Genomic DNA, 12,248 nt, shown 5'->3' on the forward strand with positions numbered 1-12,248 from the left:
TTATCGGAACGCTTTTTTATTTATTATCGGCAACTAACCGATTGAATGCTGTTTCCAGTTTTCAATGGCGAAGCGTCGCTGACGTTCTAATTCTGTGCGAATTTCCGCGCCTTGAAATCCACGGGCAATCACTTCTTGGACGCTGACTTGGCTGGCAAGGGTAAACACTTTGCGTAAATAATTGCCTTGTGGATAGGATGCCGTTTCCGAGCCGGTATAGCCACGGTAATCTGCTTCACTACAGATAATTAATTGTTCGATTCGTTGTGGCTTACGCCAGGCATCCACAGCATTAAACAAGGCTAATAGGGTTTCGGGAGATAATTGCTCTGCGGTATGTACCCAACTGTGGTATTGCGCCACAATTGTGGCTAAGTCGCGTACTGAGTTGGGAATACGCAGCCGTTCGCACATTTGCTTCACTGACATGATGCCGATATGGCTGCATAGTGAGGCGAAACGAATATCTGCCTCTTCGCTCAATTGGGTAGATATGTGCAAAACTTGCAGTGAGTGAAGCCCGGCATCAAGCCTGAGATGCGTTTTTTCCTGTTGTTCGTCCCGTAATGGCAGAAGAATGCCAAACAAATTATCAACTTCAGGAAAAAGAACAGCCAATGCGCCGCAATCGCGTAGCACTTGAAAATAGACCTGTGGTGATTGTGTGGCGAGTGCTTTTTCAGTTTCCCGCCAAACTCGTTCCGCGGTTAATGATGATAACTCACCGCTTGCGACCATCTCTGCAATCAGTGATTGGGTTTCCGGTGCAATGGCAAAGCCTAAATGGGCAAAGCGGGCGGCAAAACGGGCCAAGCGCAGTACACGCAAGGGATCTTCTGAAAACGCGGCGGAAACATGCCGCAAAGTGCGATTTTTGAGATCATCGGCACCATGATAAGGATCAAACAATTCGCCTTCAGGTGTTTGGGCCATGGCGTTAATTGTTAAATCACGGCGCAGCAGATCTTCTTCCAGTGTCACATCGGGAGCAGCATAACAGGTAAAACCGGTATACCCCTGACCAGATTTTCTTTCTGTACGTGCCAGTGCATACTCTTCATAGGTTTTAGGGTGCAGGAAGACGGGGAAATCTTTCCCAACCTGTTGATATCCTTTTGATAGAAGTGTCTCTGGATTCCCGCCGACGATCACCCAGTCCCTTTCAGTAACGGGCAGCCCCAATAATTGATCGCGAACGGCGCCGCCAACCAAATAGACTTTCACTCTTGCTTCCTTAAATCAGCTCATCCAGCGATCTTTCTTTTTGCGGCGTGGAATAATGTGCGGCAATACCAATCCCAAAATCAGGCCGATTCCAGCCACGCCACCGCCATAGGTAAACCACTGTAAGATAATTTCTCTTTGTTTATCATCCAGTTGTAAATTAGCGGCTTCTACCTTTTTCTCAGCGATGGTTAATTTACTCTGGAGCTGTGCATTTTCTTTTTTCAGATCATTGATGATCTTATCGCTGGTCGCTACCTTGTTTTGTAACTCAGCGGTGCGTTTATTCCACGTATCATCAATATTTGCCAAATTCTCGGTCAGCGTTTTGATTTTTTGATCCATAGCTGGCAGGCGTTCACGCAGGCTTGGAATGGCACTGAGTTCACTTGCGAGGATCCAGCTTGTACGTCCTTTGTGGTCTTTTACCTGAAAGAAACCATTTTCTGATTTTGAGCTGAGCAGGATGACTTCTTCACCGGAACTCAGTGAGCCAATGATACGGTTTTGAATGCTTGGGCCGCTACGAATGTAGGCTGATAATTCATCAGAAACATAACGTGTTTCTTCAGCGTGTACGGATAATGGTAGCGTGAAACCCAACAATAAGATAAATAATCGATGTAGTTTTTTCATTCTGTATTCAACTGTCTCTTTGTGTATGGACCAATCGTGATTCAAACTACTCAAATAATAGTAAAGAGTTAAGTTTGTGGGTGCAATCAGTAAACCAGAATCAATCCTCTCTCAACTGACCGAATACAGACCTTGTTAGGGGGTTTTTTAACAAGGTGAGCATGATGATTGTTGAGATAACACCCTATTGTGGTTTATTTTTCTCTTTTGTTAACGCAAGTGTGAACAGTATATAAAAAATTCTGTTATATGAATTGAGGAATAAAAAAATATGAGTTCTGTAGAGATAGAGTTGAAACTGTCTGTTAAGCCTGATGCGATATCAGCAGTTCGCCAGCAGTTATTTCAGCTTCCTCATCAACACACTTCACCAGAGCATTTGACAAATATTTATTTTGAGACGCCGGATAATAAGTTGCGGCGCTGGGATATGGGGTTGCGCATCCGTGGTTTTGACGGGCACTATGAGATGACAATCAAAACCGCAGGTAAAGTGATTGGTGGGTTGCACCAGCGTCCCGAATTCAATGTTCCCCTGCATCATCCTGAGCTGGATTTAACACAGTTTCCCTCGCATATCTGGCCTGAAAATACTGATCTTGTACAGCTGCAAGCTGAATTGACCGTATTATTCAGCACCGATTTCACTCGTGAAAAATGGCTTGTGACTTATGGGCAGAGTGAAATTGAAGTGGTGTTGGATCAAGGAAGTATTTTCTCTGGAAAGGCAGGTTCTGGAAAGCAGACATCACCCATTTGTGAGTTTGAGTTGGAGCTGATAAACGGCAATATCACCGATATTCTGTCATTGGCGGATACACTGGCATCACAGGATGGGCTGCGTTTAGCGAATAAAAGCAAAGCAGCACGGGGATATGCACTTGCTCATGGTTTGTCGCATAAGGCGTTATCATGTGTCCCTGAGGAATTGGAATGGCAGCAGCCATTGTCTGTGCTTCTGCCTGAAATTTTGATGCAATGGCAGGAACAGGAAGAAGGATGGTTGGCGGGACTGAACGAAGGTAAAACGGGATTGATTCGTGTTGTACATTCGGTGATGCAGCTCACTGAAAAGCAGACCGGACATTTACCCGCACTGGAACGATTGTCTGATTTACTCTCCGAATTAAGGAAGCGCTTATCTACTGCCGATGCAGAAGCAGAAATGTTGTGTTACAGCGCTTCATGGCTGCAATGTAAGCTGGCGTTAACCCAATGTTTGATGGCTCAGTCTCGATAAATTCAGTGTTATTACCATCATGATTAGCATGTTGGTAATAAGCGGTAATAAACGGTAATCAAGGGAAACCCAGTCATGTTGCCATTTTCATCACCTTTAGCTCAGCAATTACAGCGTGTCATCGCGAATTTCCAGCCATTAGAGGGAACCGTCGCGCCTTTTTCACTTCATGAACAGGCTGTCCTGTCATTAAGTGATTTTGTGGCAGAAAATTTACTTTCTCACCCCGCATGGCTGGAGGATATCCGCCAGAATCCGCCGCAACCGGATGAATGGCAATGTTATTCCCACTGGTTAGCACACGCATTGTCTACGGCAAATGATGAAAATGGATTGATGCGGGTTTTGCGCCTGTTCCGTCATCGGATGTTGGTCAGGACTGCATGGTCACAGGCTTTGCAGAGCAGCACGACAGAACAGACTTTACAGCAGTTAAGTATGCTGGCTGAAACCCTGATTGTCGCCGCTCGTGATTGGCTTTACCTGCGTTGCTGTCAGGATTGGGGAACGCCGACCAATAGTGATGGCGTGGCACAACCGTTGTTAATTCTGGGAATGGGTAAATTGGGCGGCGGAGAACTCAATTTTTCCTCTGATATCGACCTTATTTTTGCTTATCCGGCAAATGGCGTCACCCAAGGCGGACGCCGTGAAATGGATAACTCCCAGTTTTTTACTCGCATGGGGCAGAAGCTAATTAAGGTGTTGGATCAACAAACCGCAGATGGATTTGTTTATCGTGTGGACATGAGGCTGCGTCCGTTTGGTGACAGTGGGCCTTTGGTATTCAGTTTCCCTGCTCTGGAAGACTATTATCAGGAACAAGGGCGTGACTGGGAGCGTTACGCGTTGGTGAAAGCACGTATTTTGGGGCATGATGAGCAGGCTTATTCACAGGAATTGCGTCAGATGTTGCGTCCTTTTGTCTTCCGTCGCTATATCGATTTTAGCGTGATCCAGTCCTTGCGGAATATGAAGGGCATGATTGAGCGGGAAGTTCGCCGTCGTGGATTAAAAGACAATATTAAATTAGGCGCGGGCGGGATCCGGGAAATCGAATTTATCACTCAGGTTTTTCAGCTTATTCGTGGCGGAAGGGAGCCGAGTCTGCAATCCCGTTCATTATTGCCAACATTGAAGTCCATCGAAAACCTGGCGTTACTGCCACCGGAACAGGTAAGGCAGCTCGAAGAAAGTTATCTGTTCTTGCGTCGGCTGGAAAACCTGCTGCAATCGATCCGCGATCAACAAACACAAACCTTGCCGGATAATATATTGGATCGCGCTCGTTTATCCTGGGGAATGGGTTTTCCGGATTGGGATGCGTTGATGGCAGAAACAGAACGCAAAATGTATGCCGTGCGAGGTATTTTCCAGCTGTTGATAGGCGATGAAAGCGAAGAGAATGGTGAGGAAGCTAACCATGTGCCATTTAAAAGTTTATGGCAGGAGGCTTTGAACAGGGACGAACTCATCACATTGATCCCTCATCTTGATGCAGCAGAAGCCCGGAAAATGCTGGATGTAATCGCACTTTTTCGTCAGGACGTCAGTAAACGCACGATCGGCCCAAGGGGACGAGATGTACTTGACCAACTGATGCCACGTTTGTTGGCAAAAATTGGTGTGCGGGAGGATGCTAATACCGTTTTGGAGCGGATTATCCCGCTGTTACTCAGTATCGTCAGCCGAACGACTTATCTGGAACTGATGTTGGAATCAGAGCAAGTCATGGTTCACGTGATTCGCTTGTGTGCCGCTTCCCCGATGATTGCCAGCCAGCTTACCCGTCACCCCTTGCTGCTGGATGAGTTGCTCGATCCCAAATCGCTGTATCAGCCGTTGCCGATGGAAGCCTATCGCGATGAACTTTATCAATATTTGCTGCGTATCCCTGAAGATGATGAAGAGCAATTGCTGGAAGCATTACGTCAATTTAAGCAGGCCCAGTTATTGCGGATTGCAGCAGAAGACATTGTAGGTGCTTTGCCGGTGATGAAAGTGAGTGATCACCTGACTTATCTGGCAGAAGCCATTATTGGTGCTGTTGTGCAGCAGGCGTGGAACCAGATGGTCAAGCGCTACGGCACTCCTGTTCATTTATCCCGGCAAGGGGGGCTAGGATTTGCCATTATCGGTTATGGCAAATTGGGGGGCTGGGAGCTGGGTTATGGTTCCGATTTAGATCTGGTTTTCCTGTTGGATTGCCCAATGGGGGTCGTGACCGACGGTGCACGCTCTATTGATGCCCGTCAGTTTTATTTGCGCCTTGCTCAACGCATCATTCATCTGTTCAGTACTCGAACAGCGTCGGGAATATTATATGACGTTGATGCCCGTTTGCGTCCATCCGGTGAATCAGGAATGTTGGTCAGCACGCTTGAGGCTTTTGATGACTACCAGAAAAATGAAGCGTGGACTTGGGAACACCAAGCGTTGATTCGGGCGCGTATGGTTTTTGGCGATGAGAAAATGCGTAGTGACTTTGAGCGCATTCGTCGTGAAACATTATGTATTCCTCGCGACCCTGCGTTTCTGCGCCAGCAAGTGCGTGAAATGCGGGAAAAAATGCACCGGCATTTAGGCAGTCAGCAACAAGATCAATTTGATATCAAGGCTGATCCGGGCGGGATCACGGATATTGAGTTTATTGCCCAGTATCAGGTGCTGCGCTATGCGCCGGAAAATGCCAAATTGACCCGTTGGTCTGATAATGTGCGAATTTTCGAATTAATGGCGAATCATAATATTATGGATGAGCAGGAAGCGATGGCATTGACGCAGGCTTATATCACCATGCGTGATGAACTCCACCACCTTGCCTTGCAGACACTACCCAGCCGGGTTTCATCTGACCATTTTAGCCAGCAGCAGACATTGGTGCGTGATAGCTGGCAGAAGTGGCTAGCAGATAATTGTTGAAATTGTCGGTTTTGCTGTTGATCTTACTGGCATTCAGATGGGTTATGGTAATATCCACCACAGTTTATTTTGATATTTGGAGCATGGGATGAAAGTAACACTCCCTGATTTTCACCGCGCAGGTGTTTTAGTTGTCGGTGATGTTATGTTAGACCGCTATTGGTATGGCCCAACCAGCCGCATTTCACCGGAAGCACCGGTTCCCGTGGTTAAAGTGGAAACGATTGAAGAGCGTCCTGGTGGCGCGGCGAACGTCGCCATGAATATTGCGTCACTGGGGGCCAATTCACGTCTGGTCGGGTTGACGGGTGTTGATGATGCAGCAAGGGCATTGAACGAAAAACTCAGTAGTGTGAAAGTCCAATGCGATTTTGTTCCTGTTCCAACGCATCCAACTATCACAAAATTGCGTGTTTTGTCACGTAACCAGCAATTGCTTCGTCTGGATTTTGAAGAAGGTTTCCAGAACGTAGATGCTCAGCCGATGCTGGAGAAAATTCGACAATTTTTGCCACATATCGGGGCGTTGGTTCTGTCGGATTATGCAAAGGGAGCGCTGAACCAAGTTCAGGCAATGATTAAGCTTGCCAACGAAGCCGACGTTCCTGTGCTTATCGATCCGAAAGGCAGCGATTTTGAGCGTTATCGTGGTGCAACATTGCTCACGCCAAATATGTCAGAGTTTGAAGCGGTTGTAGGGCACTGTAAAGACGATGATGATCTGGTACAGAAAGGCACGCAACTGGTACAGGATCTGGAACTGAAAGCGTTGCTGATCACACGTTCTGAGCGTGGTATGAGCTTGCTGCGAGTCGGGCAGACACCTCTGCATTTGCCAACTCAGGCACAGGAAGTTTTTGATGTCACGGGTGCGGGCGATACCGTAATTGGGGTATTGGCAACGGCTCTTGCTGCTGGCAAGCCGCTGAATGAAGCTTGTTACCTTGCCAATGCGGCGGCAGGTGTTGTGGTTGGCAAGTTGGGAACTTCTACTGTTTCGCCTGTCGAACTGGAAAACGCCGTGCGTGGACGTGCAGAAACCGGGTTTGGCATAATGAGCGAAGCTCAACTGAAAGAGGTGGTTGCACAGGCTCGTCAGCGCGGCGAACGTATTGTGATGACTAACGGCTGTTTTGATATCCTTCACGCCGGACATGTTTCTTACCTGTCCAATGCGCGCAAATTAGGTGATCGTTTGATTGTTGCCGTTAATAGCGATGCTTCCACCAAGCGACTGAAAGGGGAAACTCGCCCGGTCAACCCACTGGAACAGCGTATGATTGTGTTATCGGCACTGGAATCCGTGGATTGGGTTGTGGAGTTCGAAGAAGACACACCTCAGCGTTTAATTGCTGGTATCCTGCCGGATATTTTGGTCAAAGGTGGTGATTACAAACCAGAAGAGATCGCCGGTAGCGAAGAAGTTTGGGCGGCTGGTGGCGAAGTTAAGGTATTGAACTTCGAAGATGGTATTTCAACAACCAATATCATTAAAACCATTCAGCGCCAGTAAGTTTGGCATTGTATCCGTTATGCTTGTTTGTGAGCATAACGGCATATATCTTTTATTTCTTAAGTTACTTATCATTTTTTCTTTCGATAATACAAAAATGAATAATTTACTTGGGTAAAATAATAATTATGATAATAAATTGTTTAATTTATTATTCGTGATTGGTTTATGAGACTATTTAAATTTACTTTCTTATTTTTTATGTTGTTTCCTGTTTATGTTTCAGCGAAAATATCTTCAATCACACAGAAAGATTGCCAGAAAATGGAATTATCTGGTGTGATAACAGAAAATAATCCCATTCCTTGTCACCGATTAAATGTCGTTAATTTTAAATACATTGATCTTTCCGGAAATGAAAATACGGGTGAAATAGTGGTGCTTGATATATTTTCACCGCAGGTTGAGAATATTTTTAACGAATTGTTGTTAGCCAATTTTCCGATACATAAGGCATTACCCATGGAACACTATAATGGTGATGATCAAGCCTCTATGCGCGATAATAATTCATCGGCATTTAATGGAAGGAAAATAACAGGGGCTTCGTCATGGTCAAAGCATGCGTATGGTGCCGCTATAGATATTAATCCCGTGCAGAACCCATTCTTAGGCTTTAATCAATCTGGTGTTCCCTATGTTTTACCCGAAGCGGGTGCAGAAAAATATCTCAATAGAATAGAAAAGAGACCGGGAAAAGAGGTCAGAGAAGGGATGGCAGAAAAAGTCATTGATATCTTTCTGTCGAATGGTTTTATGCGGTGGGGAGGATATTGGGATACGCCTATAGATTACCAACATTTTGAAGTGGGAAGCGTCGGTTTCATTGAAGACTTATTAAAAAAACCATTATCTGTAGCAAGGGCGGAATTCAAAGATTATGGAGATAAATATAAGGCGTGTATGAAAGACTCAAATCAAAATGACAGAGATATTATTCGAGTGAAATGTATAGAGAAAAATATAAGATGATTTTTTATGTTAAAAATAAAGGGAAACGATGGAGGAGAACGAAGCTACGATAGCTATTCTCCTCTCACCATTATTCAGCCTGCTCGGTTTTTTTGTCTGAACCTTCCAGACGGGCTTCCAATTCAGTCAGGCGTTGTTCCAGCGCAACCAACTTTTCACGTGTACGCAGAAGAACTTGTGTTTGGACATCAAACTCTTCACGGTTGACAAGATCCAGCTTGCTCAGTTGAGATTGCAGAACGGTACGTAATTTTTTTTCTACGTCGTCACCAAACTCTTTGACACCTTTTGGCATTGCATTGTGGATTTGGCGGGCAATTTGTTCAATTTTCTTTGGATCAAGCATGATGATCATCCTTTTAGGCATAATTGTGTTGGCAGTATTCTAATACTTGATGATGAAAGCATAAATGATTGCGAGCCAGGTTTCATATTTGATTTTGTAGATTGCCCCTACAGATTATTAGCGCTATAGTGAAATTGTTTATCTCAGGGCAGGGTGAAAGTCCCTACCGGCGGTAACATGAAATGATCGAATGATAATTTTATGAAGCCCGCGAGCGCTCTGTTTGTTGTTGTCCGTAACGAAATAAAACAGAGGTCAGCAGATCCAGTGTGATTCTGGAGCCGACGGTGATAGTCCGGATGGGAGAGAATAACAGCATCAATCGAGTGCTTGCGCTCGTCTGTTGTTTTTGTTGCCGTATTTTTGTGCAGCATGAACTCCTCAAAATTGCCCTGATTCTGGTAATCCATACATTTAAAGAGGTTTCTTTACCATGAATCAGACGCTACTTTCCTCATATGGGACGCCATTTGAACGTGTTGAACGTGCGCTTGTTGCTTTGCGTGCGGGTCAGGGTGTGATGGTATTGGATGATGAAAATCGTGAAAATGAAGGCGATATGATTTTCGTTGCCGAAACAATGACGGTAGAGCAAATGGCATTAACCATCCGTCATGGCAGTGGAATTGTTTGCCTTTGCCTGACCGAAGAACGCCGTCAGCAGCTAAATTTGCCCATGATGGTCGAAAATAATTCCAGTCAGTACCAGACAGCTTTCACTGTCACCATTGAAGCCGCACAGGGGGTAACCACCGGCGTGTCTGCGGCAGATCGCATCACCACGATCCAAGCCGCCATTGCAGACGGTGCTCAACCAAACGATCTAAATCGGCCTGGACATGTTTTTCCTTTGCGGGCGCAACCGGGAGGCGTATTGACTCGCCGTGGTCATACTGAAGCCACCATTGATTTGGTTAAATTGGCCGGTTTCAGGCCTGCGGGAGTACTGTGTGAATTGACAAACGACGATGGTTCAATGGCCCGTGCACCTGAAGTGATTGAATTCGCAAAACTGCATGGTATGCCGGTAGTCACTATCGAAGATTTGGTGGACTATCGCTTAAAAATAGCAAAGGCGGCGAGTTAATAGCCTCCCTAATTAGGTTACTTTAAGACACCAATTCATCATGATGTGTAAGAGATATTGTTTTCCTTATATGGATAGAAAATAGTGGATGGAAAACAAATCAAATAGAGTATATCGGTTATACTCAACAGATTTTGAGTTACTGTGCGGTGTCACAGTAACTTGAAAGATGGGGAAAAATATCGCATGCACGTATGAAAGGCTACAGCCCATCTTCTGTGGCCTTTCAGTATTTTTGAAACACTCCATCATTTTTGATTGACTGTATTCAGGGAAGAAAAGTCTTAATCTTGTCATAGTCTTTTTACCATAACGCACAATCCATTATTCTAAATGTTTAATTTGCTGTATAAGGGGCGAGAATGAGTCTCCTGAGAATGCCTGCATTGTTCATTGGTCATGGTAGCCCAATGAATGCCATTGAAGATAACTGCTATTCACGCGCTTGGTTTGAGCTGGGGAAAAAATTGCCCAGACCAAGAGCGATTCTTGTGATTTCTGCTCACTGGTATACGGAAGGTACAGCAGTGACAGCCATGGCTCAGCCCAGAACGATCCACGATTTTGGTAATTTTCCCAGAGAGTTACATGAGAAACAGTATCCGGCCAAAGGGTATCCTGAATTCGCTGTATTGGTACAAGATATTCTGGAGCCGATTGAAGTCGAGACTGATTTTAAAGACTGGGGATTGGATCATGGCTCTTGGGGAATATTGGCTAAAATGTATCCTGATGCAGATATTCCCGTTGTCCAATTGAGCATGGATCGCACTCAGCCTGCGTCTTTTTATTACGAAATAGGCAAAAAATTAGCCCTGCTTCGTGATGAAGGCGTCTTAATTATGGGAAGTGGTAATGTTGTACATAATTTGCCGGCCGCGGTATCGGGGGCAGAGCCTTTCCCATGGGCACTCTCTTTTGAGCAGTTTGTGCGTGAGAGCTTAACCAGCTTTGAAGAACCTCATCCTTTGGTTAGTGCTTTGGATAGGGAAGATGGTCAGCTATCTAATCCAACACCAGAACACTTCCTGCCGTTGCTGTATGTGATGGGGACATGGGATAAAAAAGAGCCGATTTCAATCCCGGTTGAGGGTATTGAAGACGGCTCCTTGAGTATGTTGTCTATTCAGATTGGATAATTGAATTAATCCAAAATAATATGCGGGTAGAAACGTGACAGATCTTGAGTTATTAACTCTCGATCTTCACGGATACAGATACCCGCCGATTGATCATCCACCAACCAACTCCCCACCAACACATAGCTATCGCCAAATTTTGGCAATGAATGAAATTGCTGAACGATCATGCCTTCTTCCCCATAGGGGCCATCGGCACTGGCTATTTCCCGTCCATTTTCGATGATACGAATATTAGCACCTTCACGGGAAAACAGTGGCTTAATAACATAGCTATCCATATCTGTAGGGCGTTCATCCGCAAAATAAGCAGGCAGCAGATTAGGATGATTCGGGAACATTTTCCACAGCATTGGCAATAATGCTTTGTTGGAGATAATACTTTTCCATGCCGGTTCCAGCCAACGCACACCCGCATCAGCCAGTTTGGTGGAGAACATCTCACGCAACATAAATTCCCACGGATACAGTTTAAACAGATTGCCGATCACTTGATCCTGTAAGTCAGTAAACTGCCCTTTTTCACCCAGCCCGATATCTTCAATAAACAGGAATTCGGTTGGAATACCGGCTTCCGCAGCACAGTCCTGTAAATATTGGATGGTGCCACGATCTTCCTCAGTATCCTGACAGCAGGCCATATGCAGCAGGCCAAATCCATGTTTTTCACGTAACTGCACAAAACGATCAATCAACTTTTCTTGCAGGCTGTTGAACTGATCTGCATCTGACGACAGGTTACCGGCATTGATCTGGTCTTCCAGCCAGATCCACTGAAAGAAAGCGGATTCATACAGAGACGTCGGGGTATCGGCGTTGTTTTCCAGTAACTTGGGCGGATTTTTGCCATCATAGGCTAAATCCAGACGGGAATAGAGTGAAGGTTGGCTGGTTACCCATGAAGAGCGGATAAACTCCCAGCAGTGTTTTGGGATCTGAAATTTTGTCAGCAGCTCTTCGCTGTTGACCACTTTTTCCACGACCTGCAAACACATTTGGTGCAGTTCTGCTGTCGCATCTTCAATGTCTTCAATCTGGTTCAGAGTGAACTGGTAATAAGCATCTTCACTCCAGTAAGGCTGACCATACATAGTATGAAAGTTAAAGCCATATTCTTCAGCCTTTTCGCGCCAATCCGGGCGCTCGGTAATACCAATGCGTTTCATCTT

The 12,248-nt window shown here is 45.4% G+C and carries 10 protein-coding genes and 1 riboswitch; of the genes, 6 read left to right on the forward strand and 4 right to left on the reverse strand.

All coding sequences use genetic code 11. The features are described 5' to 3' along the window. Positions 1-33: 33 nt before the first annotated feature. Complete coding sequence (locus Xmir_RS35140; RefSeq protein ID WP_099113964.1) at positions 34-1,224, reverse strand: multifunctional CCA addition/repair protein; 1,191 nt, start codon at positions 1,222-1,224, stop codon at positions 34-36. Between the two features lie 15 nt (positions 1,225-1,239). Next, the gene (locus Xmir_RS35145; RefSeq protein ID WP_099113965.1) at positions 1,240-1,860 is read right to left on the reverse strand and encodes a TIGR04211 family SH3 domain-containing protein; all 621 of its coding nucleotides are present in this window, start codon (positions 1,858-1,860) and stop codon (positions 1,240-1,242) included. Positions 1,861-2,131: 271 nt separating this feature from the next. On the opposite strand from Xmir_RS35145, the gene Xmir_RS35150 reads away from it, so the two are divergent. From Xmir_RS35150 to Xmir_RS35165, 4 genes are all read left to right on the forward strand, one after another. Next, positions 2,132-3,100, forward strand: a complete 969-nt coding sequence (locus tag Xmir_RS35150; RefSeq protein ID WP_099113966.1) for a CYTH domain-containing protein — start codon at positions 2,132-2,134, stop codon at positions 3,098-3,100. A gap of 75 nt (positions 3,101-3,175) precedes the next feature. Further along, on the forward strand, positions 3,176-6,022 hold the full coding sequence (gene glnE, locus Xmir_RS35155; RefSeq protein ID WP_099113967.1) for a bifunctional [glutamate--ammonia ligase]-adenylyl-L-tyrosine phosphorylase/[glutamate--ammonia-ligase] adenylyltransferase: 2,847 nt from the start codon (positions 3,176-3,178) through the stop codon (positions 6,020-6,022). An 88-nt stretch (positions 6,023-6,110) separates the two neighbouring features. After that, positions 6,111-7,535: a bifunctional D-glycero-beta-D-manno-heptose-7-phosphate kinase/D-glycero-beta-D-manno-heptose 1-phosphate adenylyltransferase HldE gene (gene hldE / locus Xmir_RS35160; RefSeq protein ID WP_099113968.1), complete on the forward strand. Its 1,425-nt coding sequence runs from the start codon at positions 6,111-6,113 to the stop codon at positions 7,533-7,535. A gap of 168 nt (positions 7,536-7,703) precedes the next feature. Next, positions 7,704-8,507, forward strand: a complete 804-nt coding sequence (locus Xmir_RS35165) for a M15 family metallopeptidase (RefSeq protein ID WP_099113969.1) — start codon at positions 7,704-7,706, stop codon at positions 8,505-8,507. A gap of 70 nt (positions 8,508-8,577) precedes the next feature. On the opposite strand, the gene ubiK is transcribed toward Xmir_RS35165, so the two are convergent. Continuing rightward, positions 8,578-8,853, reverse strand: a complete 276-nt coding sequence (gene ubiK / locus Xmir_RS35170; RefSeq protein ID WP_099113970.1) for a ubiquinone biosynthesis accessory factor UbiK — start codon at positions 8,851-8,853, stop codon at positions 8,578-8,580. A 135-nt stretch (positions 8,854-8,988) separates the two neighbouring features. Then, positions 8,989-9,168, forward strand: a riboswitch (FMN riboswitch). A gap of 118 nt (positions 9,169-9,286) precedes the next feature. Here ubiK and ribB point away from each other — a divergent pair. Next, the gene (gene ribB, locus Xmir_RS35175; protein ID WP_099113971.1) at positions 9,287-9,940 is read left to right on the forward strand and encodes a 3,4-dihydroxy-2-butanone-4-phosphate synthase; all 654 of its coding nucleotides are present in this window, start codon (positions 9,287-9,289) and stop codon (positions 9,938-9,940) included. Between the two features lie 362 nt (positions 9,941-10,302). Beyond that, positions 10,303-11,079: a 4,5-DOPA-extradiol-dioxygenase gene (ygiD, locus tag Xmir_RS35180; protein WP_099113972.1), complete on the forward strand. Its 777-nt coding sequence runs from the start codon at positions 10,303-10,305 to the stop codon at positions 11,077-11,079. A gap of 5 nt (positions 11,080-11,084) precedes the next feature. On the opposite strand, the gene Xmir_RS35185 is transcribed toward ygiD, so the two are convergent. Next, entirely contained in the window at positions 11,085-12,245 is a 1,161-nt protein-coding gene (locus Xmir_RS35185) for a glutathionylspermidine synthase family protein (RefSeq protein ID WP_099113973.1), read from the reverse strand. Between the last annotated feature and the right edge of the window lie 3 nt (positions 12,246-12,248).

Source organism: Xenorhabdus miraniensis (assembly GCF_002632615.1).

Coding starts and splice junctions, on each gene's coding strand:
- Xmir_RS35145 (WP_099113965.1), bottom strand. CDS start 1,860: ATGAAAAAACTACATCGATTATTTATCTTATTGTTGGGTTTCACGCTA.
- Xmir_RS35150 (WP_099113966.1), top strand. CDS start 2,132: ATGAGTTCTGTAGAGATAGAGTTGAAACTGTCTGTTAAGCCTGATGCG.
- glnE (WP_099113967.1), top strand. CDS start 3,176: ATGTTGCCATTTTCATCACCTTTAGCTCAGCAATTACAGCGTGTCATC.
- hldE (WP_099113968.1), top strand. CDS start 6,111: ATGAAAGTAACACTCCCTGATTTTCACCGCGCAGGTGTTTTAGTTGTC.
- Xmir_RS35165 (WP_099113969.1), top strand. CDS start 7,704: ATGAGACTATTTAAATTTACTTTCTTATTTTTTATGTTGTTTCCTGTT.
- ubiK (WP_099113970.1), bottom strand. CDS start 8,853: ATGCTTGATCCAAAGAAAATTGAACAAATTGCCCGCCAAATCCACAAT.
- ribB (WP_099113971.1), top strand. CDS start 9,287: ATGAATCAGACGCTACTTTCCTCATATGGGACGCCATTTGAACGTGTT.
- ygiD (WP_099113972.1), top strand. CDS start 10,303: ATGAGTCTCCTGAGAATGCCTGCATTGTTCATTGGTCATGGTAGCCCA.
- Xmir_RS35185 (WP_099113973.1), bottom strand. CDS start 12,245: ATGAAACGCATTGGTATTACCGAGCGCCCGGATTGGCGCGAAAAGGCT.